The 24,140-nt window shown below is 75.2% G+C and carries 18 protein-coding genes; 7 read left to right on the top strand and 11 right to left on the bottom strand.

The features are described from left to right. Positions 1–18 precede the first annotated feature (18 nt). A complete protein-coding gene (locus MHY85_RS07155) occupies positions 19–867 on the bottom strand; it encodes a LysR family transcriptional regulator (RefSeq protein WP_239194831.1) in 849 nt (282 codons plus the stop codon). A gap of 189 nt (positions 868–1,056) precedes the next feature. Between MHY85_RS07155 and MHY85_RS07150 the strand changes: the two genes are divergently transcribed. After that, a complete protein-coding gene (locus MHY85_RS07150) occupies positions 1,057–2,505 on the top strand; it encodes an MFS transporter (RefSeq protein WP_239194828.1) in 1,449 nt (482 codons plus the stop codon). Between the two features lie 33 nt (positions 2,506–2,538). Beyond that, a complete protein-coding gene (locus MHY85_RS21780) occupies positions 2,539–3,261 on the top strand; it encodes a 4'-phosphopantetheinyl transferase superfamily protein (RefSeq protein ID WP_239194825.1) in 723 nt (240 codons plus the stop codon). 109 nt (positions 3,262–3,370) lie between these two features. On the opposite strand, the gene MHY85_RS07140 is transcribed toward MHY85_RS21780, so the two are convergent. Together MHY85_RS07140 and MHY85_RS07135 are read right to left on the bottom strand one after the other, a co-directional pair. Further along, complete coding sequence (locus tag MHY85_RS07140) at positions 3,371–4,726, bottom strand: M1 family metallopeptidase (RefSeq protein ID WP_239194822.1); 1,356 nt, start codon at positions 4,724–4,726, stop codon at positions 3,371–3,373. Then, positions 4,723–8,625: a Pls/PosA family non-ribosomal peptide synthetase gene (locus MHY85_RS07135; protein WP_239194819.1), complete on the bottom strand. Its 3,903-nt coding sequence runs from the start codon at positions 8,623–8,625 to the stop codon at positions 4,723–4,725. The genes MHY85_RS07140 and MHY85_RS07135 overlap by 4 nt, the downstream gene beginning before the upstream one ends. 180 nt (positions 8,626–8,805) lie before the next feature. Here MHY85_RS07135 and valS point away from each other — a divergent pair, with 180 nt between their 5' ends. From valS to MHY85_RS07110, 5 genes are all read left to right on the top strand, one after another. Continuing rightward, positions 8,806–11,514 carry a valine--tRNA ligase gene (valS, locus tag MHY85_RS07130; RefSeq protein WP_239194817.1) on the top strand — a complete coding sequence of 903 codons (2,709 nt, stop codon included), beginning with the start codon at positions 8,806–8,808 and terminating at the stop codon, positions 11,512–11,514. A 162-nt stretch (positions 11,515–11,676) separates the two neighbouring features. Continuing rightward, a complete protein-coding gene (locus tag MHY85_RS07125) occupies positions 11,677–12,501 on the top strand; it encodes an ABC transporter substrate-binding protein (protein ID WP_239194795.1) in 825 nt (274 codons plus the stop codon). 1 nt (position 12,502) lies between these two features. Next, positions 12,503–13,345 carry an amino acid ABC transporter permease gene (locus MHY85_RS07120; protein WP_239194792.1) on the top strand — a complete coding sequence of 281 codons (843 nt, stop codon included), beginning with the start codon at positions 12,503–12,505 and terminating at the stop codon, positions 13,343–13,345. Beyond that, positions 13,342–14,118 (top strand): amino acid ABC transporter ATP-binding protein, encoded by a 777-nt coding sequence (locus MHY85_RS07115; protein WP_239194789.1) that lies wholly within the window; start codon positions 13,342–13,344, stop codon positions 14,116–14,118. Before MHY85_RS07120 ends, MHY85_RS07115 begins: the two co-directional genes overlap by 4 nt. 178 nt (positions 14,119–14,296) lie before the next feature. Beyond that, positions 14,297–16,111, top strand: coding sequence for a long-chain fatty acid--CoA ligase (locus tag MHY85_RS07110; protein WP_239194786.1), 1,815 nt, complete (start codon positions 14,297–14,299; stop codon positions 16,109–16,111). An 84-nt stretch (positions 16,112–16,195) separates the two neighbouring features. On the opposite strand, the gene MHY85_RS07105 is transcribed toward MHY85_RS07110, so the two are convergent. The 8 genes from MHY85_RS07105 to MHY85_RS07070 all read right to left on the bottom strand — a co-directional run. Further along, positions 16,196–17,398: a hypothetical protein gene (locus MHY85_RS07105; protein ID WP_239194783.1), complete on the bottom strand. Its 1,203-nt coding sequence runs from the start codon at positions 17,396–17,398 to the stop codon at positions 16,196–16,198. Positions 17,399–17,560: 162 nt separating this feature from the next. Next, entirely contained in the window at positions 17,561–17,911 is a 351-nt protein-coding gene (locus tag MHY85_RS07100) for a chorismate mutase (protein WP_239194780.1), read from the bottom strand. Between the two features lie 31 nt (positions 17,912–17,942). Further along, positions 17,943–19,229, bottom strand: a complete 1,287-nt coding sequence (gene clpX / locus MHY85_RS07095) for an ATP-dependent Clp protease ATP-binding subunit ClpX (protein ID WP_158373744.1) — start codon at positions 19,227–19,229, stop codon at positions 17,943–17,945. A 186-nt stretch (positions 19,230–19,415) separates the two neighbouring features. Next, on the bottom strand, positions 19,416–20,126 hold the full coding sequence (locus MHY85_RS07090) for an ATP-dependent Clp protease proteolytic subunit (RefSeq protein WP_147796219.1): 711 nt from the start codon (positions 20,124–20,126) through the stop codon (positions 19,416–19,418). 41 nt (positions 20,127–20,167) lie between these two features. Next, positions 20,168–20,788: an ATP-dependent Clp protease proteolytic subunit gene (locus MHY85_RS07085; protein WP_147796218.1), complete on the bottom strand. Its 621-nt coding sequence runs from the start codon at positions 20,786–20,788 to the stop codon at positions 20,168–20,170. 179 nt (positions 20,789–20,967) lie between these two features. Then, on the bottom strand, positions 20,968–22,359 hold the full coding sequence (tig, locus tag MHY85_RS07080; RefSeq protein WP_239194778.1) for a trigger factor: 1,392 nt from the start codon (positions 22,357–22,359) through the stop codon (positions 20,968–20,970). Between the two features lie 185 nt (positions 22,360–22,544). Continuing rightward, a complete protein-coding gene (locus MHY85_RS07075) occupies positions 22,545–22,982 on the bottom strand; it encodes a hypothetical protein (protein ID WP_239194775.1) in 438 nt (145 codons plus the stop codon). Between the two features lie 153 nt (positions 22,983–23,135). Beyond that, on the bottom strand, positions 23,136–24,140 hold a 1,005-nt coding region (locus MHY85_RS07070), incomplete at its 5' end, for an Ig-like domain-containing protein (protein WP_239194772.1).

The raw sequence follows: 24,140 nt of genomic DNA, 5'->3' as shown, positions 1-24,140 counted from the left end.
CGTCCGCGTCCCGGCCGCTCAGCGCGGCGCCTGGCCCAGGATCGCCGAGGTGAGCGCCTCGATCGGCTCGCGCGGCGACTGCGGGTTGGCGACCAGCGTGATGTCGACGTCCCCCAGGTCCGGCAGCCCGAGCGCGGCGGCCGGGAGCTGCACCAGGTCCTCGGGCAGCAGGCTCTGCGGCAGCACCGCGATCCCGAGGCCCGCGCGCAGGGCCGCGAGCACGCCGTTCACCTCGACGACCTTGCAGGTGGTGCGCCACGGCCGTCCCGCCTCGGTGAGTGCCCGTACCGCGGCCTGCCGGGTGAGCGACGCGCCCTGGTAGGTGATGAGCGGGACCGGCGCCTCGGCGTCCACGGCCGTGCCGGGGACCGCCACCCAGACCAGGCGGTCGCGGCGGACCAGCTGTCCCTCCGCCTGACCGGTCGCCTCCTTGATGTAGACCAGGTCGAGCTGCCCCGCCCGCAGGCGCCGGTGCAGCGCGCCGCTCTGCGCGACCGTCAGCTCCAGGTTGATCCGCGGGTGCAGCCGGCGGAAGTCGCGCAGGACGCGGGGCAGCTGGGCGAGAGCGAGGTCGTCGGCCGCCCCGAACCGCAGCCGCCCGTGCATCGCCGAGCCGGTGAAGTACCGGGTCGCCTCGTCGTGCGCCGCGAGGATCGTCCGGGCGAAGGTCGCCATCGCCTGCCCGTCGTCGGTGAGCGCCACGCCGCGGGTGTCCCGGTCGAGCAGCCGGCGGCCGGCGGCGTCCTCGAGCTTGCGCACGTGCTGGCTGACCGTGGGCTGCGACAGGGACAGCCGGGCCGCCGCGCGCGTGAAGTTCAACGTCTCGGAAACGGCGAGGAAAGTGCGCAGCTGGTCGGGGTCAAACACGGCGATCCTCCGGCTCGGGCGGCGGCCCGCTGACCTGCGGCACCACCACACGATCATTACAGAACATGATCACAGTGATTGCCGCCATCACCTCAAGAAATCGCGTCCGGGGCCGTAGCCTAGGGGGACACGACTCGTCCGGACCCGTTCCGCACCCACACCACACGCATCGCTCAGCAAGGAACACCTGTGCCCTCGGCTCGCCGCCACGCCCCGTCCCCGACCCGCACGAACCGCCCCGCCACCGCCACGAGCCGCCTGCGCCGCACGCTGCACGGCCCCCGCCTCGCGCTGCACCGCCGCCCGGCGCCGGTGACCGACACCCCCGCCGACGCCGCCGCCGCGTCGCAGGCCGCCCCGGCGCCCACCGCGCCGAAGCCGCGGAACGCGACGCTCGCCGCGCTCGGCGTCCGGAACTTCCGGCTCTACGTCTTCTCCCAGGTGCTGACGAACACGAGCGGCTGGGCCGCCCGCGTCGCCCAGGACTGGCTCGTGCTCAGCCTCACCGGCTCCGCGGCCCTCGTCGGCCTCACGGTCACGCTGCAGTTCGTCCCGATGCTGCTGCTCGGCCTGGTCGGCGGCGTCGTCGCCGACCGGTTCCCGCGCCGGCGCGTCCTCATGGTCACCCAGTCGGTCTTCGGGCTCTCGACCCTGACGATCGGCGTGCTCGCGATCAGCGGGCACGTCCAGGCCTGGCACGTGCTGGTCGCCGCGTTCGTCAGCGGTCTCGCGACCGTGTTCGACAACCCCGCACGGCAGGCCTTCGTGCACGAGGTCGCCGGGCCGGAGCACCTCCGCCAGGCGATCAGCGTGAACTCCGCGGTCTTCCAGCTCGGCGGCCTGGTCGGCCCCGCGGTCGCCGGCGGCCTGATCAGCGCGGTCGGCGAGGGCTGGACGTTCCTGCTGAACGCGGTGGCCTGCCTCGCGGCGGTCGCGCTGCTGGCGGTCATGCGGACCGCCGAGCTCGCCGTGACGCCGGTCGTGGCGCGCGCCAAGGGCCAGCTCCGCGAGGGCCTGGCCTACGTGCGGCGCAGCCCGCGGATCCTGTGGTCGGTCGTGCTCGTCGGGTTCGTCGCGGTCACCGGCGTGAACATGGCGACCGTCCTCGCCGCCTACACCGACCAGGTGTTCCGCACGGACGCCGGCGGCTACGCGCTGCTCACCTCGATGCTCGCCGTCGGCGCGCTCACCGGTGCGCTGCTGTCCACCCGCCGCCGCGGCAGCCGGATCACGCACCTCGTGCTCCTCGCCGGGGCGATCGGCCTGCTCCAGCTGCTCGCCGCCGCCGCGCCGTCCCGCCCGGTGTTCATCACCGTGCTGATCGCGATGGGCGTCGTCACGCTGCTCTACCTCACCGGGTCGAACACGCTCGTGCAGACGACCGTGGCCCCGCACGTCCGCGGCCGGGTCATGGCGCTCTACGTGCTGGTGCTGCTCGGCGCGCAGGCGGTGTCCGGGACGCTGATCGGCTGGGTGTGCGAGCACCTCGGCGCGCGGGCCGGCATGGTCGCGTGCGGCGTCGGCCCGCTGCTCGGCGCGGTGGTCGTGGGCCTGGCGCTGGCCCGGCGGAGCGAGGGCGGCACGCGTGCGACGTTCCACCGCTTCACGCACCGCTCCCCCGCGCCCGCCGCCGCCTGACCCACGGCCGAGCTCCCCGCGGGAGGATGGGGCGTGCCCCCGATCCGCGTCCGCCGCGCCGACGTCGTCCCCGCCGACGCTGTGGTGCCGCGGCTCACGGCCGAGGAGCGCGAGCGGCTCGATCGCGCGGCCCCCGGCGACCGGGACGGCGTCGCCTCGTCCCTGCTGCTCGCCCGGCTCGCGGTCGCCGAGGCCACCGGGGTCGACCCGGGGACCGTCCGCGTCCGCCGCCGGTGCCCGCGCTGCGGGTCGGCGGCGCACGGCGTCCCCGTGGCGGTCCGCGCGGACGGCGGTCGGGTGCCGCACCTGTCGCTGAGCCGCGGGGGCGACCTGGTCGTCGTCGCGCTGTCCGACGCCGGGCCCGTCGGGGTCGACGTCGAGCCCGTGCGCCGGGTCGGCGAGGGGCCGCGGGACCGGGACCGCGGCCTCGCGCGCCTCGTGCTCGCGCCCGGGGAGCCGCCCGCCGCCGGGGCGCACGGGCTGCTGCGCACGTGGGCGCGCACCGAGGCGGTGCTCAAGGCCGCGGGGACGGGGCTCGCGGCCGACCCGCGGGCGCTGCGGGTCTCCGACGCGGCCGGGCGCCCGGAGGTGCGGGTCGTGGACCCGGTCGCCGCCGCGGCCCTCGTGCCCGCGCCCGGCACCCGCTGGTGGCTGACGGACCTCGACGTCGGCGCCGACTACATCGCCGCGCTCGCCGCGCCGCTGCCGCCGAGCGCGCCCGCGGCGCTCGACGACCGCCCCATCCCCCTCCCCTGACGCGCGCACCACCGCCGAGGTCGAGCGTTTCCGGCGAGGTCGAGCGTCTCACCGGGCGCGACACGGGGAAACCCTCGACCTCGGCGGGCGGCGGCGGCCCGCGGGCGCGTCAGCGCCGGCGCGGCAGCGGCGGGAGCGGTGCCGCGCCCACCCACGCGGCCAGCACCGGGCCTGCGTCCGTCCCCGCCACGTCCGCGATGCACGCCGCGAACGCGGCCGTCGTGACCGTGCCGTGCCGGTGCCGGGCCGTCCACGAGCGGAGCACGTCGAAGAACGCCGCGTCGCCCAGGTCGGTCCGCAGGGCGTGCAGGGTGAGGGCGCCGCGCTTGTAGAGCCGGTCGTCGAACATGAGGTCGGGCCCGGGGTCGCCGATGACGAGGTCCTGCGGCAGACCCGCGAGCCGCTGGCGCACGGTCCGGGCCTGGGCGTCCGCCGACCGCCCGCCGGCGTGCTCCTCCCAGAGCCACTCCGCGTAGGCGGCGAACCCCTCGTGCAGCCAGATGTCCCGCCAGGTCGCCGCGGTGAGGCTGTTGCCGAACCACTGGTGCGCGAGCTCGTGGGCGACCAGCCGCTCGGTGCCGCGGCGCCCGTCGACGTGGTTGGCGCCGAACACCGAGAGCCCGTGCGCCTCGAGCGGGATCTCCAGCGGGTCGTCGGTGACCACCACGTCGTACCGGTCGAACGGGTAGGGCCCGAACCGGTCGACGAAGAGCTCCATCATCGCGGGCTGGCGCGCGAAGTCGTGCGCGCGCGCCGCCCGCAGCCGCAGCGGTGCGACGACGTCCTGGGGCACCGGCCCGGCCGCCAGGGCCGCCCGCTCGTACCGGCCGATCTGCACGGTCGCGAGGTAGGGCGCGGTCGGCTCGCGCTGCTCGAACTCCCAGCGCACCCGGCTGGACCGCTGGCGGCGGGAGACGAGCGCGCCGTTGCACACCACCGCGTAGCCGACCTCGGTGGTGACGGCGATCCGGAACGCGGCCTTGGCGCACGGCCGGTCGTCGCACGGAAACCAGGACGGGGCGCCGTCGGGCTGGCCGGCCACGATGACGCCGTCGGTCAGCTCCTCCCAGCCGACCTCGCCCCACGGTCCGCGGCGCGGGCCGGGGCTGCCGCCGTAGTGCACCTCGACGGTGACGGGGTCCCCCGCCGCGACCGGCCGGGCGAGCCGCACCTCCAGCCGCCCGTCCCGCACCGCGAACCGCCCGGGCCGGCGGCCGTCCACCAGCACGCGGGACACCTGCAGGCCGACGAGGTCGAGCGCCAGCCGGTCCAGGTCGGCGGCGGCGGTGGCGTGCACGACGGCGCGCGCGTCCAGCCGGTTGGTCGCGACCCGGTAGTCCAGGTCGAGGTCGTACCGCGCGACGTGCAGCCCCCCGGGGCCGCGGTCGGGCAGGTACGGGTCGACCCCCGCCGCGGCCCCGGCGGCCGTCCCCGCCGACGCGGGCGCGCCCGGGCCGCCGGTCACGCCGTCACCGGCGCGACCGGGTTGCCGGTCCAGCGGCTGCCCGCCGGGATGGTCTCGCCGCGCAGCACGAGCGAGGCGGGTCCCACGGAGGCGCCCGCGCCGAGGGCCGCGGCGGGCAGGACCACGCCGTGCGGGCCGACGCTCGCGCCGTCGTCCAGGCGGACGGTGTCGATGCTCATCACCCGATCATGGAACAGATGCGTCTGGAGCACGCACCCGCGGTTCACCGTCGCCCCGTCCCCGAGGGTCACGAGGTCCGCCTCGGGCAGCCAGTAGGTCTCGCACCACACCCCGCGCCCGACGCGGGAGCCGAGCGCCCGGAGCCACAGGGTCATCGCCGGCGAGCCGACCGTCGCCGGCCCGAGCCACGGCACGGCGACCACCTCGAGGAAGGCGTCGGCGAGCTCGTTGCGCCAGATGAACCCGCTCCACAGCGGGTGCTCGCCCGCGCGGATCCTGCCGACCAGCGCCCACTTGGCGACGACGGCCACGGCGCAGGCGAGCGCCGCGGCCCCCACGACCACCACCGGCGACAGCAGCGCCGCCGCCCCCAGGCCGCGCGCGTGCGCGACCTCGCCGAGCACCAGCAGCACCGCGACGCCGATCCCGAACGCCACGACGACAGCGAGCAGCCGGCAGGCCTCGACCAGCGCCCGGGCGACGCGCAGCCGCAGCGGCGGGTCGAAGGTGCGGGAGGTGTCCGCGTCGCCCGGGGTGCGGCGCAGCGGCTCCGGCGGCGAGCCCAGCCAGGACGTGCCCGGCTTGGCGCGCTCGGGCGCGCCGGACAGCACCGCGACCAGCCCGCGCTTGGGCACGGCCCGGCCGGGCGCGATCATCCCGGAGTTGCCGAGGAAGGCGTACTTGCCGACCTTCGCCCGCTCGACCCGCAGCCAGCCGCGCCCGAGCTCGTAGGAGCCGATCAGGGTGTCGTCGGCCAGGAACGACCCGGCGCCCACCGAGGTGAGCGAGGGCAGCATCAGCACGGTCGAGGCCTCCACGTCCCGGCCGACCCGCGCGCCGAGCGCCCGCAGCCACAGCGGCGTCAGCGTGCTGGCGTAGAGCGGGTACAGCGTGCTGCGCGCGTCGTCCATCAGCCGCTGCGTGGCCCACACCTGCCAGCCGACCCGGCTGCGCACCGGGTGGTACCCCTCCGCGACGCCGATCCCGAGCAGCCGGACGCCCGCGAGCGTCACCAGCGCCAGCACGGCGAACGACGCCAGCGCCGCGAGCGGCACGGCCCGCAGGGCGTCGTCCCACGCCCCACCCCAGGACCCGGCGTCCCGCAGGTCCGCCGCGACCACCAGGAGCCCGACGACCGCGGCGGCGACCGGCAGCGCCGCGAGCACCGCCGCCGTCGCCCCGTACCCGGCCACCCACCGGCGCCCGCGCGGCGCCCGGCCCGCGGGCCACGACTCGGCGGCCGGACCGACGAACGCCGCCGGCGACCCCGCCCACAGCTCGCCCGGCGCGACGCCCGCCAGCACCGCGGAGCCCGGGGCCACCTGCGCGCCCTGCCCGATGCGGACCCCCGGCGCGAGCGTGCTGCGGGTGCCGACGGTCGCGCGCTTGTCGATCCGCACGCGCCCGACGTGCAGCACGTCGCCGTCCAGCCAGTGGCCGCGCAGGTCCACCTCGGGCTCGACGGCGCACCGGTCGCCGAGGGTGAGCAGGCCGGTGACCGGCGGGGCGGTGTGCAGGTCCACGTCGGCCCCGACCTTCGCGCCCAGCGCGCGGGCGTACACGGCGGTCCACGGCGCGCAGGACAGGTTCTCCGCACCCGCGGCCGCCGCCCAGCTCTCGGCGAACCACAGCCGCAGGTGCACGGACCCGCCGCGCGGGTACCGGCCCGGCCGCAGCCCGCGGAGCAGGGTCCGCGCGACCAGCACCGTGGACCCCATCCGGCCGAGCGGGCTGATCAGCAGCACCCAGCCCGCCGCGAGCCACCACCACGACGCGGGCACCGGGGCCAGCCAGGGCACCAGGCCGGTGACCGCGAGCAGCTGCTCGGCCGCCAGCAGCCAGGTCAGCCAGCGCAGCCCGACCAGCGCCGCCAGCGGCACGCCGAGGAGCGTCTGCACGGCCTGCGCGCGCCGCGGCGTCGGCGGGACGACCCGCTCCGCGGCGGGCGCCGCGGGCTCGAGCTCGTCCAGCCGCCGGGCCAGGTCGGCCAGCCGCGGGTACTCGTACACGTCGGCGACGGTCACGGTGCCGAACCGCTCGCGCAGCGCGGACACCAGCTGCGCCGCGACCAGGCTGCCGCCGCCGGCGTCGAAGAAGTCGTCGTCCGGGCCGGCGACCGGCGCGCCCAGCGCGGCGGTCCACCGCTCGGCGACCCAGGCCGCGGTCGGGGTGAGCCCCGCGGCGGGCCCGGCGCCCGCGTCCCCGCCCGCCGCACCCGCGGGCGCCCCGGCCCCGGGCAGCGGCCACGGCAGCGCGTCGCGGTCGACCTTGCCCGACCCGCGGGTCGGCAGCGCGTCGGCGACCCCGAGCAGCGGCACCAGCGCCGCGGGCAGCACCGCCCGCAGCCGGGTCCGGGCGTCCCCGAGGTCGAGCGTCGTCCCCTCGGCCGGCACCAGGTACCCGGCCAGCACCGCGGTCCCGGCGGGCGTCCGGCGCACCGCGACGGCCGCGCCGGCGACGCCCGGCAGCCCGCCCAGCGCCGCCTCGACCTCGCCGAGCTCGATGCGCCGGCCGCCGATCTTGACCTGGTCGTCCGCGCGGCCGACGAACAGCAGCCCCGCGCGGTCCAGCCGGACCACGTCGCCGCTGCGGTAGGCGCGGTCCCAGCCGAGCCCGGGCGCCGGGGCGTACTTCTGGGCGTCCTTGGCCGGGTCCAGGTACCGGGCCAGGCCGACGCCGCCGATGATCAGCTCGCCGGTCTCCCCCTCCGCGACGGGGGCGCCGTCCTCGCCGACCACCGCGAGGTCCCAGCCGTCGAGCGCCAGCCCGATCCGCACCGGTCCCTCGCCGGTCATCCGCGCCGCGCAGGCCACCACGGTCGCCTCGGTCGGCCCGTAGGTGTTCCACACCTCCCGGGTGGGCGTCACCAGCCGGGCCGCGAGCTCGGGCGGGCACGCCTCGCCGCCGAAGATCAGCAGCCGCACGCCGGCCAGCTCCTCGGACCGCCACAGCCCCGCGAGCGTCGGCACCGTCGAGATGACGGTGATCCCCTGCGCGACCAGCCACGGCCCGAGGTCCATCCCGGTGCGGACGAGGGCCCGCGGCGCGGGCACCAGGCAGGCGCCGTGCGCCCACGCGAGCCACATCTCCTCGCAGCTCGCGTCGAACGCCACCGACAGCCCCGCGAGCACCCGGTCGCCGGGGCCCAGCGGCGCGCCGGCGAGGAACAGCCGGGCCTCGGCGTCGACGAACGCCGCCGCGGACCGGTGGGTCACGGCCACGCCCTTGGGCGCGCCGGTGGACCCGGAGGTGAAGATGATCCAGGCGTCGTCGCCGAGCCCCGGGCCGCGCACCGCCGCAGCCGCGCCCGCCCCGCGCCGCCGCCCGGCCGCGACGAGCGCGGGCAGGTCGCCCTCCGCCAGCACCCGGTCGACGGCGGCCTCCGCGAACACGGTCCGCGCGCGCTCGTCCGGGTCGTCCACGTCCACCGGCACGTACGCCGCGCCCGCGGCCAGCACCGCCAGGATCGCCGTGTAGAGCTCCGCGGTGCCGGACGGCACCCGCACGCCGACCCGCGAACCGGGCCCGATCCCCTCGGCCGCGAGCTCCGCGGCCGCGACCCGCACCACCGCGTCGAGCTCGGCGTACGTCAGCACGGTCGTCCCGTCGTCGACCGCCGGGGCGGCGCCGTGCGCCGCGACCGTCGCCGCCAGCACGTCCGCCAGGGTCCGGGGCGCAGGCGCCAGCCCCGAGCGCAGCAGCCCGTCCGGTTCGCCCACGTGTTCCTCCCGCCCGTCGGCCGCGCCACGTCCCGGGCGGCCGACGGGCACTGTGACACACCCCGCCCGCCGCCGCCGCGCCGGCCCGCGGCCGTTCACCGGGGCGTCGTCCGGCGTTCGCGTCCCGGCCACCCGGCGCCGCGTCGGGACGGGCCCGGACATCTGGGAAGATGTGTGCCCATGACCGACCTGTCCCCCGCCGCCACGCCCGCCGCACCCCCGACGACCGCCGCCGCGGCCGTACGCGCGGTGCGCGAGGTACCGGACCGGGTGTCGCTCGACGGCGTCGAGGACCGCTGGGACGGCGCGTGGACCCAGCAGGGCACCTACGCGTTCGACCGGTCGAAGACCCGCGAGCAGGTGTACTCCATCGACACCCCGCCGCCCACCGTCTCCGGCTCGCTGCACGTGGGCCACGTGTTCTCCTACACGCACACCGACGTCGTCGCCCGGTACCGCCGCATGCGCGGCGCCGAGGTGTTCTACCCGATGGGCTGGGACGACAACGGCCTGCCGACCGAGCGCCGCGTGCAGAACTACTTCGGCGTGCGCTGCGACCCGTCGCTGCCGTACGACCCCGACTTCACCCCGCCGCACGTCGGCGGCGAGGGCAAGAGCGTCAAGGCCGCGGACCAGGTGCCGATCAGCCGGCGCAACTTCGTCGAGCTGTGCGAGCGGCTGACCGTCGAGGACGAGCAGCAGTTCGAGGCCCTGTGGCGCCGGCTCGGCCTGTCGGTCGACTGGTCGCGCACCTACCAGACCATCTCCGGCGAGGCCCGCGCCGTCGCCCAGCAGGCGTTCCTGCGCAACCTCGCCCGGGGCGAGGCGTACCAGGCCGAGGCGCCGGGCCTCTGGGACGTGACGTTCCAGACCGCCGTGGCGCAGGCCGAGCTCGAGGCCCGCGACTACCCGGGCGCGTTCCACAAGGTGGCCTTCCACCGCGACGGCGCCGACCCGGTCTACATCGAGACCACCCGCCCCGAGCTGCTGCCCGCCGTCGTCGCGCTCATCGCCCACCCCGACGACGAGCGGTACCAGCACCTGTTCGGCACCACGGTGACCAGCCCGCTGTTCGGCGTCGAGGTCCCGGTGCTGGCCCACCCGGCCGCCGAGCCGGACAAGGGCGCGGGCATCGCGATGTGCTGCACCTTCGGCGACCTGACCGACGTGCAGTGGTGGCGCGAGCTGCAGCTGCCGACCCGCTCGGTCATCGGCCGCGACGGCCGCCTGGTGCGGGACACCCCGGACTGGATCACGGACGAGGCCGGCCGCGCCCTGTACGGCGAGCTGGCCGGCAAGACCACGTTCTCGGCGCGCGAGGCGGTCGTGGCCGGCCTGCGCGAGTCGGGCGACCTGGACGGCGAGCCGCAGGCGACCCAGCGCAAGGCCAACTTCTTCGAGAAGGGCGACAAGCCGCTCGAGATCGTCACCTCCCGCCAGTGGTACATCCGCAACGGCGGCCGCGACGCCGACCTCCGCGAGCAGCTCCTCGCGCGCGGCACCGAGCTCGGCTTCCACCCCGACTTCATGCGGGTGCGGTACGAGAACTGGGTCGGCGGCCTGAACGGCGACTGGCTCGTGTCGCGCCAGCGGTTCTTCGGCGTGCCGTTCCCGGTCTGGTACCCCGTGTCCGCCGAGGGCGAGGTCGACCACGACCACCCGATCCTGCCCACCGAGGACCAGCTGCCGGTCGACCCGTCCTCCGACGTCCCGGCCGGCTACACGGCCGAGCAGCGCGGGGTCCCGGGCGGCTTCGTCGGCGACCCGGACATCATGGACACCTGGGCGACGTCGTCGCTGTCCCCGCAGATCGCGGGCGGCTGGCGGTCCGACCCCGACCTGTTCGAGCGGGTGTTCCCGATGGACCTGCGCCCGCAGGGCCAGGACATCATCCGCACCTGGCTGTTCTCGACGGTCGTGCGCTCGCACCTGGAGCACGGCAGCCTGCCGTGGAGGGACGCGGCGATCTCCGGCTGGATCCTGGACCCCGACCGCAAGAAGATGTCGAAGTCCAAGGGCAACGTCGTCACGCCGATGGGCCTGCTCGAGGAGCACGGCTCGGACGCGGTCCGGTACTGGGCGGCCTCCGCGCGGCTCGGCACGGACGCGGCGTTCGAGGTCGGCCAGATGAAGATCGGCCGCCGCCTGGCGATCAAGGTGCTCAACGCGTCGAAGTTCGCGCTGTCGTTCGGCCCCGCCGCGCAGGGCGCGTCCGCGCTCGACGCCTCGCTGGTCACCGTGCCGCTGGACCGGGCGATGCTCGCGGGCCTGGCCGACGTCGTCGACCGCGCGACCGCGGCCCTGGAGGCGTACGACCACACCCGCGCCCTGGAGCTCACCGAGACGTTCTTCTGGACGTTCTGCGACGACTACCTGGAGCTGGTGAAGGACCGCGCGTACGGCGCCGGCGCGGAGGCCTCCGACGTCACCCCCGAGACCGCCTCGGCGCGCGCCGCGCTGAACGTGGCGCTCGACGTGCTGCTCCGGCTGTTCGCCCCGGTGCTGCCGTTCGCCACCGAGGAGGTCTGGTCCTGGTGGCGCGAGGGCTCGGTGCACCGCGCGCCGTGGCCGGTCGCGGAGCCGCTGCGGGCGGCCGCGGGCGACGGGGACCCCGCCGTGGTCGCCGCCGCCGGCGCCGCGCTCGCCGCGCTGCGCAAGGTGAAGTCCGAGGCGAAGGTCTCGATGCGGACCGAGATCCTGCGGGCCCGCCTCGAGGTGCCGGCCGCGCTGCTGCCGGGCGTGCAGGTGGCGCTGGGCGACGTCCGCGCCGCGGGCCGGGCCACCGGCGACCTCGACGTCGTCGAGGTGCCGGACGCCCCGGACGCGACGGTCGTCGCCCGCGACGCCGAGCTGCTCCCCCCGGAGCCGAAGCAGAAGCCGACGGCCTGACCGCCGCCCGGCACCCGCTCGCGAGGGCGCACCCCTACCCGGGGGTGCGCCCTCGCGGCGTCGTGGCACCCTGGGACTCTCGTCCCACCCCGGCGGGTTATGCATACGTATCCTCGCCCATGTATAGTTGTGCGGCCGTCCGTCCCCCACGAGGAGTCACCCATGCGCACCCGCACCCTCGCCGCTCTGCCCGCCGCCGTCGCGGCGGCGCTGCTGCTCGCCTCCTGCGGCGGGAGCGGCGACGACACCGCCGCGTCCGAGGGCGGCGTCCAGCTCGTCAGCGACGGCACGCTGACGGTCTGCACCAACCCGCCGTACGAGCCGTTCGAGTACGAGGAGGACGGCGAGGTCGTCGGCCTCGACATCGCGATCGTGAACGAGGTGGCCACCGACCTGGGCGTCACGCTCACCACCAAGGTGACGCCGTTCGAGGGCATCCAGTCCGGCGCGGACCTCAACACGGACAACTGCGACGTCGTCGCCTCCGGCATCACCATCACGCCGGAGCGCCAGGAGAAGATCGACTTCTCGGACCCGTACTTCGACGCCGACCAGGGCCTGCTGGTCCCGGAGGGCTCGGACCTCGACAGCGTCGAGGCGCTGGAGGGCAAGACGGTCGGCGTGCAGCAGGCGACGACCGGCGAGACCTGGGCGACCGACAACGGCCTGCAGACCGTGCAGTTCGAGGATCTCGGCCTGCAGATCCAGGCGCTCAAGACCGGCCAGGTCGACGCGGTCGTCAACGACATCGCCGTGCTCGGCCCGTACGTCTCCGAGGGCTTCGAGGTCAGCGCCAACTTCTCCACGGGCGAGCAGTACGGCCTGGGCGTGAAGCAGGGCAACACCGCGCTGCTCGACGAGATCAACGCGACCCTGGAGCGGATCCGCGAGGACGGCACCTACGACGAGCTGTACACCCAGTACATCGGCACCGCCCCGATGACCTCGGAGACCGCGTCGGCGTCGCCGAGCCCGTCGGACGGCTGACGTGACGACGACGTCCACCCCGGCGCCCGGGACGCTGCCCGCGTCCCGGCGCCGGTGGAGCCCGCGCCGGCGCCAGCGGGCGTTCCGGCTCGCCCAGTACGCGCTGCTCGTGGTCGTCCTGGTGGCGGTCGCGCTCGCGATCGACTGGGAGAACGTCGGGACCAACTTCTTCAACGCGCAGGCCGCGAGCGACATCGCGGCGCTGATCCCGGCCGCGTTCCTCAAGACGCTCGAGTACACGTTCGCCGGGTTCGCCGTCGGCCTGTCGCTGGGCACGGTGCTCGCGCTGATGCGGCTGTCGTCGGTCGGGCTGTACCGGTGGCTGGCGATCGTCTACATCGAGTTCTTCCGCGGCATCCCCGCCCTGCTGGTGGTGATCTCGTTCGGCTACGCCGTGCCGATCGCGTTCGGCGTGAACATCCCCTCCGTCACCCTGAAGGCCGCGCTCGCGCTCGGCCTGGTGTCGGCCGCGTACATCGCCGAGACGCTGCGCGCGGGCCTGCAGGCCGTCCCGACGGGGCAGCTCGAGGCCGCCCGGTCGCTGGGCATGTCGCACGGCCGCACGCTGCGCCAGGTGGTCGTCCCGCAGGCGTTCCGGATCGTGCTCCCGCCGATGACGAACGAGTTCATCCTGCTGACCAAGGACACCTCGCTGGTGTTCCTCCTCGGCCTGTCCACCAGCCAGTACGACCTGACCAAGATCGGCCGCGACGCGCTGAACAGCGCGCAGGGCGGCCTGACGCCGCTGTTCGTCATCGGCGCCTGCTACCTGCTCATCACGCTCCCCCTGGGCCAGCTCGCGCGGTACCTGGAGAAGCGCACCGGCGCGAGGAGCCGCACATGACCGCCGCCGCACCCACCGGCGCCCCCGTCGTCCGCATCGCCGGGCTCCGCAAGGCGTTCGGCGAGCGCGAGGTGCTCACCGGCATCGACCTGGACGTGCACGCCGGCGAGGTCGTCTGCGTCATCGGCCCGTCGGGCTCCGGCAAGTCGACCCTGCTGCGCTGCGTCAACCTGCTCGAACAGCCGACCGGCGGCACCGTCGAGGTGCTGGGCGTCGACGTGACCGACCCGGACGTCGACATCGACCAGGTCCGCACGCACGTCGGCATGGTGTTCCAGCAGTTCAACCTGTTCGCGCACAAGACCGTGCTGGAGAACTGCACGATGGCGCAGCGGGGCGTCCTCAAGCGCTCCGCGGCGGAGGCGGACCGGATCGCCCGCGCGAACCTCGAGCGCGTCGGCCTCGCGGACCGCGCCGACGCCCACCCGGCGCAGCTGTCCGGCGGGCAGCAGCAGCGGGTCGCGATCGCCCGGGCGCTGTCGATGGACCCGCAGCTCATGCTGTTCGACGAGCCGACCTCCGCCCTCGACCCGGAGCTCGTCGGCGACGTCCTCGGCGTCATGCGGGACCTGGCCGACGGCGGCATGACGATGATCGTGGTGACGCACGAGATGGCGTTCGCCCGCGACGTCGGCGACCGCGTGGTGTTCATGGACGGCGGCGTCATCGTCGAGGACGGCCCCGCGGACGAGGTGATCGGGGCGCCCCGCGAGGCGCGCACCCGCACGTTCCTGCAGCGGGTGCTCGACCCGACGCACACCGACGTGGCCTGACGGGCCGCGCCGCGCACGACCGCCCGGGTCGTCGGGATCCCACGATCCCGGCGGCCCGGTCTTGTCGTCCCGGGTCCCGGGTGGGTGCACAGGCGGCCGATAGCATGACGAGAACGGTCGACGCCGCTCGTCAGCGCGGTGGCGCCCCGGTCCCCCGACCCCCGCACCAGGAGCACCGATGCGCGAGTTCAGCGCCGACACGCCCGCCCCGCACGACCCCGCGCTCACCGTGCCCGGCCTGCTGCTGGAGCGGCTCGCGCGCGGTGGGTCCAGCGTCATCTTCGAGCGGTCCACGGGCCTCGGCGGCTCCTGGGCGCCGGTGACCGTCGCCGAGTTCGTGCGAGAGGTCACCGCGCTCGCCAAGGGCCTGGTCGCGCGGGGGCTCGAGCCGGGCGACCGCGTCGCGATCATGTCCCGCACCCGGTACGAGTGGACGCTCACCGACTTCGCCGTGTGGTTCGCCGGCGGCGTGGGGGTGCCGGTCTACGAGACGTCCTCGGCCGAGCAGGTCGAGTGGATCCTGTCGAACTCCGGCGCCTCGCTGGTGGTCGTCGAGACCGCCGCGCACGCCGCGGTCGTCGGCCAGGTGCGCGCGGCGGTGCCCGCGGTGCGCGACGTCGTGGTGATCGACGAGGGCGGGCTCGCCGACCTGGTCGCCGCCGGCGCCGGGATCGCCGACGCCGAGGTCGAGCGCCGCCGGTCCCTGGCCACCGCCGCCGACCTCGCGACGATCATCTACACCTCCGGCACCACGGGCCGGCCCAAGGGCGTCGAGCTGAGCCACGGCAACTTCGTGGACAACGCCCGCAACGGCGTCGCCGCGCTCGCCGAGGTCTGCGCCACCCCGGGCTCCCGGACCCTGCTGTTCATGCCGCTCGCGCACGTGTTCGCGCGGTTCATCCAGATGGTCGCGATCGAGGCGGGCTCCCCGCTCGGCCACACCCCGGACACCCGGAACCTGCTCGCGGACTTCGCGTCCTTCCGGCCCACGTACATCCTGGCCGTGCCGCGGGTGTTCGAGAAGGTGTACAACTCCGCCGAGCAGAAGGCCGGCCACGGCGCGAAGCTCAAGCTGTTCCGCTGGGCGGCGAAGGTGTCGATCACCTACTCCCGCGCCCTCGACACCGCCTCCGGGCCGTCCGCGCAGCTCAAGGCGGCGCACGCCCTCGCGTCGTCGCTGGTGCTGCGCAAGCTCCGGGACGCGATGGGCGGCTCGCTCCGGTACGCGATCTCCGGCGGCGCCCCGCTCGGCGAGCGCCTGGGCCACTACTACCGCGGCCTCGGCCTGGTCGTCCTGGAGGGCTACGGCCTGACCGAGACCACCGCGCCGTCCGCCGTGAACCGACCCGGCCTGATCAAGATCGGCACCGTCGGCCCCGCGTACCCGGGCACCTCGCTGCGGGTCGACGACGACGGCAACGTCTTCGCGAAGGGCCCGCACGTGTTCCGCGGGTACCACGACAACCCCGAGGCGACCGCCGAGGTGCTGGACGCCGACGGCTGGTTCGCGACCGGCGACATCGGCCAGCTGGACGACGACGGCTACCTGCGGCTCACCGGCCGCGCGAAGGAGCTCATCGTCACCGCGGGCGGCAAGAACGTGGCGCCGGCGGTGCTCGAGGACCGGTTCCGCGGCCACCCGCTGGTCAGCCAGGTCGTGGTGGTCGGCGACGGCCGCCCGTTCATCGGCGCGCTGGTCACCCTCGACGCGGACATGCTGCCGGGCTGGCTGTCCATGCACGGCCTGCCGCCCATGGACGTCCGCGCCGCCGGGAAGCACCCCGAGGTGCTGGCGGCCCTGGACCGCGCCGCCGCGCGCGCCAACGAGGCCGTGTCCCGCGCCGAGTCGATCCGCAAGGTCCGCGTCCTGGACGGGGACTTCACCGAGGCCAACGGCTACCTCACCCCGAGCCTGAAGGTGAAGCGCGCGCTGGTGCTCAAGGACTTCGCGGCCGACGTCGAGGAGCTCTACGTCGACACCCGGGAGCACTGACCCCACCCCTGACAGTGGAAGGTCTGGCCCGACACGCCGTGCGCGTGTCGGGCCAGACCTTCCACTGTCGGGACGTCGCCGGGGTCAGACCACGTCGTGCAGCCGGCGCTGGTCGGCCGACTGCGTCGGCACCGCCTCGCTCGGCGTCGACCCGTCGGTGTAGCGCAGCAGGGCGCCCACCCCGTCGACGGCCTCGACCTGGCCGTCGAGCGCGATCGCGAGCCCGGCGTCCTGGGCGAGCGCGGCGCGCAGCAGCGCCACGTCGGCGGGCATCCTCCGCGCCCCCTCCGTCACGCCGATGCCGGCCAGGTCGTCCTCGCTGGACGCGATCTGCAGCGGGTCCGGGCCGACCCACAGGTGCCGGTCCCCGAGCGCGGAGCCGGGCAGGGTGACGTCCTCGTGCAGCACCAGCGCGCGGACCTGGCCGCGCTGCAGCACGGTCACGACGTCGTCCAGGGACGTCACCGCCGCTCCCCCGCGGCCCAGCTCCTCGCGGTACCGCGCGAGCGTCTCCTCGCGCCGGCGCTGCCGGAACGCCTCCAGCGCCTCCGCCACCCGCTGGTGGAACACGTCCTGCTTGACGCCGTCGGCGCGGGAGCCGCCGGGGACCTCGACCACCAGGTCCTTCGTGCGGGGGGCCACCGCGTGGCACAGCAGCGACACCGCGCGCACGTCCCCGGTGACCAGCACCACCTCCGGCTTCTTCTCGACCACCTGGCGGTCGAGCTCCGCCGCGACCGTCTCCGCGTTGCGCTCCCAGGAGTCCTCGGCGCGCATCTGCACCCGCCGGGCCTTCCAGCCGTCGCCGGTCTCCTTGACCTTGCGCAGCTCGTCGTGGCTGCCCTCGACGCTCTCCTTCTGCGCCGTGCGCAGGCCGGAGCCGTCCGACCAGGTGAGGTCCGCGCCCTGGCGGTCGACCTCGACCAGCAGGAACCGGGTCGCCTGGTCCGCGGCGCGGACGGCCGGCAGCAGCACCGGCACGTCGCCGAGGTGCGCCGTCGACTGCGCGGGGGCCTCCTTGAGCACGCGGTCCACCACGACGCCCTGGGCGTCCGCGACGACCACGCGCCCGTGCGGGCCGGCCACGCCGGTCGGCCGGGTGACCCGCTCCTCGATCTCGTCGAGCACCGTCGCCGACGCCCCGGATCGCTCCAGCTCCCTGCGCAGGGCCCGCCACCGCCCCGCGACCTCCTCGTCGCCCGACGCGTCGGCGCGGGTGGCGTCGAGATGGATCGTCACGAACGGGGCGGGACGTCCGAGCAGGGGCTTGAGCCAGTGCAGTTCCACGAGCGACCTCCGAGGGTCCGGTTGCGTGGGTCGTGCCGGCGGAGCCCTGTCCGGGCCGCACCGACCGACCGGTCCTGACCCCTCCCACCCTCTGACAGCCGGTCGCAGGACGCCACCCCGGCGGGGTGCGAGTTCGGGTCCGGGCCCCGGGACGCGGCGCCGTCAGTCGGTGACCGGGTCGTCCGAGGCGGTCGCGGCGGCGCGCTGCCCGTCGGGGCCGGCGGCGATCTCCTCGTGGTGCCGGATGACCTCCTCGACGATGAACGCGAGGAACTTCTCGGCGAACACCGGGTCCAGGTCCGCGGCGTGCGCGAGGTCCCGCAGCCGCGCGACCTGCTGCGCCTCGCGGCCCGGGTCGGACGCCGGCAGCCCGAGGCGGGCCTTGAGCACGCCGACCTGCTGGGTCGCCTTGAACCGCTCCGCGAGCAGGTGGATCAGGGCGGCGTCGATGTTGTCGATGCTGCCGCGCAGGCGCGCGAGCTCGGGCGGGGGTCCGGCGGGAGGAGTCGTCACGCCCCCGATCGTAGGGGGCGGGGCGGACCGCTCAGGCGCTCTTCTCGCGAGGCGTGCGCTTGGCGGGCGCCTGCCGCGGGACGAGCGTCGGGTTGACGTTCTCCAGCACCACGCCGCGGTTGACGACGACGCGCTCGACGTCGTCGCGGCTGGGCACCTCGAACATCACCTGCTGGAGGACCTCCTCCATGATCGCCCGCAGGCCGCGGGCACCGGTGCCGCGCAGCAGCGCCTGGTCGGCGATCGCCTCGACGGCGTCCTGCGTGAACTCGAGCTCGACGCCGTCGATCTCGAACATCCGCTGGTACTGCTTGACCAGGGCGTTGCGCGGCTCGGTGAGGATGCGCACCAGCGCGGACTGGTCGAGCGGCGACACCGTGGTGATGACCGGGACGCGGCCGATGAACTCGGGGATGAGCCCGAACTTCAGCAGGTCCTCCGGCATGACGTCGCCGTAGACGTCCTTGTCGTCCGCGCTGTGCAGCGGGGCGCCGAAGCCGATGCCCTTGCGGCCCGAGCGGCTGGTGATGATCTCGTCCAGGCCGGCGAACGCGCCCGCCACGATGAACAGCACGTTCGTCGTGTCGATCTGGATGAACTCCTGGTGCGGGTGCTTGCGGCCGCCCTGCGGCGGCACCGAGGCCGTCGTGCCCTCGATGATCTTGAGCAGCGCCTGCTGCACGCCCTCGCCGGACACGTCGCGCGTGATCGACGGGTTCTCGCTCTTGCGGGCGATCTTGTCGATCTCGTCGATGTAGATGATCCCGGTCTCGGCCTTCTTCACGTCGAAGTCGGCGGCCTGGATGAGCTTGAGCAGGATGTTCTCGACGTCCTCGCCGACGTAGCCCGCCTCGGTGAGGGCCGTGGCGTCCGCGATCGCGAACGGGACGTTGAGCATCCGCGCGAGGGTCTGGGCGAGGTACGTCTTGCCGCAGCCGGTGGGGCCGATCAGCAGGATGTTCGACTTCGCGATCTCGACCGAGTCCTCGGCCTGCGCGGTGCCGACCGACGGGGTCGCCTCGCCCGCCTGGATGCGCTTGTAGTGGTTGTAGACGGCGACCGCGAGCGACCGCTTGGCGGGCTCCTGGCCGACGATGTACTGCTCGAGGAACGCGAAGATCTCCTTCGGCTTGGGCAGCTCCACCATGCCGATCTCGGTGGCCTCCGCCCGCTCCTCCTCCATGATCTCGTTGCAGAGCTCGATGCACTCGTCGCAGATGTAGACGCCCGGTCCCGCGATCAGCTTCTTGACCTGCTTCTGCGACTTGCCGCAGAACGAGCACTTGAGAAGGTCGGCGCCGTCCCCGATGCGAGCCACGTGCGTCCCCTTCCCTCGGTGCGACCGGGCGGTCGCGAGTCACTGCGCTCTCGGGCGGACCGGCCGCGGCCGACCGCCCATCGGTCCATTGCACACCACGGCGGGCCCGGTGTCAGCCCGCCACGCACCGGGGGCCGGGCGTGTCGGCCGGGTTCCCCCGTCCGCCACGCCCGGCCCCCGCGCGCGTCACGGCTCGACGCGGGTCGCGATCGCGCCCTTGCGGCTCTCGAGCACCTGGTCGACGATCCCGTACTCGTGCGCCTGCTTGGCGGTGAGGATCTTGTCGCGCTCGATGTCCTGGCGGACCTTGTCCAGCGGCTGGCCGGTGTGGTGCGCGATGGTCTCCTCGAGCCACTCGCGCATCCGGATCAGCTCGTTGGCGTGGATCTCGATGTCCGACGCCTGGGCGTAGCCGCCGCCCTCCATCGCGGGCTGGTGGATCAGCACGCGGGCGTTCGGCAGCGCCAGGCGCTTGCCCGGGGTGCCGGCGGCCAGCAGGACCGCGGCGGCCGAGGCCGCCTGGCCCAGGCACACCGTCTGGATCTGCGGCTTGATGTACTGCATCGTGTCGTAGATCGCGGTCAGCGCGGTGAACGAGCCACCGGGCGAGTTGATGTACAGCGTGATGACGCCGTCGGGGTCGGTCGACTCCAGGACCAGCAGCTGGGCCATGATGTCGTCCGCGGAGGCGTCGTCCACCTGCACGCCGAGGAAGATGATCCGGTCCTCGAACAGCTTGGTGTACGGGTCCTGCCGCTTGAAGCCGTAGGCGGTGCGCTCCTCGAACTGGGGCAGCACGTAGCGGGACGACGGCGAGGTCGCGACGGACCCGGCGGTGCCGCCCCAGCCGCCGGCGAGGCGCCCGGCGCGGGCGATGAACTGCGACTCGGTGCTCACGAGTTCTCCTTACGAGGTCTGTTCTGGTCGGCGGGGGTCGGTCAGGCCGCGGTGCCGCCGCCGCCGGTGACGGCGCCGGCGTGGGTGACGACCTTGTCGACGAACCCGTACTCGAGGGCCTCGGGGGCGGTGAACCAGCGGTCGCGGTCCGAGTCCGCCGTGATCTGCTCGACCGACTTGCCGGTCTGCTCGGCGATCAGCTCCGCGAGCACCGTCTTCATGTGCAGGATCAGCTGGGCGTTGATGCGCACGTCGGTCGCCGTGCCGCCGATGCCGCCGGACGGCTGGTGCATCATCACGCGGGCGTGCGGGGTGGCGTAGCGCTTGCCCTTGGCGCCCGAGGAGAGCAGGAACTGCCCCATCGAGGCCGCCATGCCCATGGCCACCGTGGCGACGTCGGGCTGGATGTACTGCATGGTGTCGTAGATCGCCATGCCCGCGGTGATCGAGCCACCGGGCGAGTTGATGTACAGGAAGATGTCCTTGTCCGGGTCCTCCGCCGCGAGCAGCATCATCTGGGCGCAGATGGCGTTCGCGTTCTCGTCCCGGACCTCCGACCCCAGCCAGATGATCCGCTCCTTGAGGAGCCGGTTGTAGATGGAGTCGTTGAGGCCGAGTCCCCCGGACTCTGCCCGGGCGATGGCCGGCGTCTGGTCGTTCACGAACGCTCCCTCGATCAGGACTGGTTGCTTGTCAGCGACCCTAACGCCCGGCCCGCCCGGCATCAGTCCCGGTCGGGCCCCGTTTCGCTGTCGGCGCAGGGGGTGCGCCCGCCCCCGGACGCGCGAGGGCCCCGCACCGTCGCCGGTGCGGGGCCCTCGCGTCGAGCGGGTGCCGGGGCTCAGGCCTTGGCGTCCTCGGCGGGCGCCTCGGTGGCCTCGGCCGCGTCCTCGTCGCCCTCGGCGGCCGCGGTGGCGGCGTCCTCGAGCGCGGTCTGCGCCGCGTCCTCCTCGTCCGTCCCGATGTACTCCGACAGGTCGACCGCCGCACCGGAGCCGTCGACGACGGCGACGTGCCGCAGCGCGACCGCGAGGGCCTTCGAGCGCGCGACCTCGGCGACCATCGCGGGGATCTGACCCTGCTGGTCGATGGTCTGGATGAACGTGTTCGGGTCCATGCCGTACTGGCGGGACGCGCTCACGAGGTAGTCGACGAGCTCGCCCTGGTTGACCTTGACCTCGAGGTTCTCGGCCAGGGTGTCCAGGAGGATCTGGTTGCGCAGCGCGGTCTGCGCCTGCTCCGTCACCTCCGCGCGGTGCACGTCGTCCTCCAGGCGGCCCTCGGACTCGAGGTGGCGGTGCACCTCGGCCTCGACGGCGCCGGCGGGGACCGGGATCTCGAGCTGCTCGAGCAGCTGCTCCAGGAGCAGGTCGCGGGCCTGGACGGCCTGGTTCTGCGCCTTGATCTTGGTGGCCTGCTCGCGCAGGTCCGCCAGCAGCTCGTCCACCGTGTCGAACTCCGACGCCATCTGCGCGAAGTCGTCGTCGGCCTCGGGCAGCTCGCGCTCCTTGACGGAGGACGCGGTGACGGTGACCTCGGCCTGCTCGCCGGCGTGCTCGCCGCCGACCAGCGTGGTCGAGAACGTCGTGGTCTCGCCGGCCGACAGGCCGGTCAGCGCCTCGTCCAGGCCCTCGAGCATGTTGCCCGAGCCGATCTGGTAGGAGACGCCGGAGACCGTGTCGACCTCCTCGCCGTCGATCTTGGCGACCAGGTCGATCACCGCGAAGTCCTTGTCGGCGGCCGGGCGGTCGACGCCGACCAGGGTGCCGAACCGCTCGCGCAGGGTGTCCAGGCGGCCCTGGACGTCCTCGTCGGTGATCTCCGAGTCGTCCACGGTCACGGACAGGCCGTCGAGCGACGGGATCTCGATCTCCGGGCGGACCTCGACCTCGGCGGTGAACACCAGGTCGCCGTCGGTGTCGCCGGCCACGAGGCCCGGGACCTTCGTGACGTCGACCTCGGGCTGGCCGAGCGGGCGCAGCTTGTTCTCGCGGACGGCCTCGGCGTAGAAGCCGGACAGGCCCTCGTTGACGGCGTGCTCCATGACCGCCGGGCGACCCACGCGCTGGTCGATGATCCGCGGCGGGACCTTGCCCTTGCGGAAGCCGGGGATGTTCACCTGCTCCGCGATGTGGGCGTAGGCGTGATCGATGCTCGGCTTGAGCTCGTCGTACGGAACCTCGACGGTCAGCCTGACCTTGGTGGGCTCCAGGGTCTCGACGGCGCTCTTCACTTCAGTGCTCTCCAACTGCTCGGATTCGTCTGCGCCGGGGTGCCCGGCGTGGGCGCTGGGGCGGGCCGGTCGGGCGGTTCCCCGCTCTACCCCGAGGGGCGGCACGCTTCGGCGCGCGCGGGCATGGCTCGCCGCACCGGCCCACGAAGCCTACGCCACCGCGCCGCGCCGCCGCCAAAGCGCGCTCAGGCCCGGCGGCGGCCCCGCCACTCGCGCCACGCGCCCGTCGACCACAGGGACCAGGCGACGAGCCCGCCCTGGAACGGCAGCCGCGCGAGCCGCTTGGCGTCGGAGTCGAGCCCGAAGGCGTCGGTGTGCGTCAGGTACTGCGACACGTTGCCCGGGAAGATCGCGACGAAGAACGCGGCCGCGGCCCACCCGACCGTCGTGCGGTGCCGCGCGGGCGCCACGGCGAGCGCGGTGCCGAGCGCGATCTCGACGACGCCCGAGCCGAGGACGACCAGGTCCTCGTCCAGCGGCACCCACGGCGGGACCTGCGCCCGGAACTCCTCGCGCGCGAACGTGAGATGGCTGGTGCCGGCAAAGGCGAGCACCGCCCCGAGGCCGACCCGGCCCACCGTCCGCGCGAGGCCGCCGCCGCGCCGCGCCTGCTGCTCCGCCATGTCCGCTCCCTGGGTAGACGAGTTCGTCTACCCATCGAAGCACAGGTGCGGGGGCGGCCGCACCCGTGGTCGCGCGGGCGCCGGCGCGAGCGCCGGCACGGGCGCCGGCGCTCGCGCCGCGCGGGGCCGTCGGCCCGGGCGCGGCCGCCGCGATCAGCCCGCGGGGTCGACGCGCCGACGGGCGGAGGCCCGCCCGCGCCGGGACCAGACGACCAGCGCTGCGCCCGCCGCCCCGGCCGCACCGGCGAGGGCGGCCGCCGCCAGCACCGCCGTGCCCGTCGCGGCGAGGCCGGCGGACGGCCGCGTGGCGCGCGCGCCGGGGTCGCCGGCCGTCGCGGCCGTGGTCCCCGGCCCGGTCCCCGGCCCGGGTGCCGAGCCGGGTCCGGCCCCGGGACCGGTCCCCGGGCCGGCCCCGGGGACGGAGCCCGCCGCCGTCACCGCGACGTCGCCCGTCAGGACGCCGGACACCTCGCCCCGGAGCACCAGCGGGAGCGACCCGCCGGGCGGGACCTCGGCCGCCGTGGCGGTGACCGCGACGGACCCCTCGGCGTCGGCCGGCACCGTCCCGAGGTCGGCTCCCCCGAGCGTCACGCCGACGAGCTCGCCCGGCTGGAACCCGGCGGCGCCCAGGGACCCGGCGCGGCCCGCGACGAGGGCCGCGGCGGTGATCCCGGGCAGCCCGACGCGCCAGCGCACCGCGGTCGACGTGTTGCCGGCGGCGTCCTCGGCCTCGACGTCCAGGCGGTCGCCCGGCGCCGCCACCGGCGTCAGGGCGAGCGACCACGTGCCGTCCGCGGCGGCCGTCGCCGTGCCGGCGAGCGCACCGTCCGCGTGCCGGACGCGCAGGAGGGCTCCCGGCTCGGCGGTCCCGGTGAGCGCGCGGCCGTCCGTCGGGCGCAGGACCGGCGCGGCGGGAGCGACGGCGTCCACCGTGACCGGCGCGCCCGGCCCGGTGACCCCGCGCACGGCGGCGACGGCCGTGAGGACCTCGCCGTGGAGCGCTGCCGGGGCGAGGTCGACGACGACGGCTCCGTCGGGGCCGACCACCGCCGACCCGAGGTCGGCGCCGCCGGCGTCCCGCACGGTCACGGTGCTGCCGGGCGCCGCCCGCGCGGTCAGCCGGGCGGCGGACGCGACGACGTCCCGGGGGGCGGCGGG

This window comes from Cellulomonas sp. ACRRI (assembly GCF_022346185.1).
Taxonomy (GTDB): Bacteria; Actinomycetota; Actinomycetes; order Actinomycetales; family Cellulomonadaceae; genus Cellulomonas.
The sequence above is the reverse complement of the archived record's forward strand: the minus strand, read 5'-3'. Positions and strand labels throughout refer to the sequence as shown.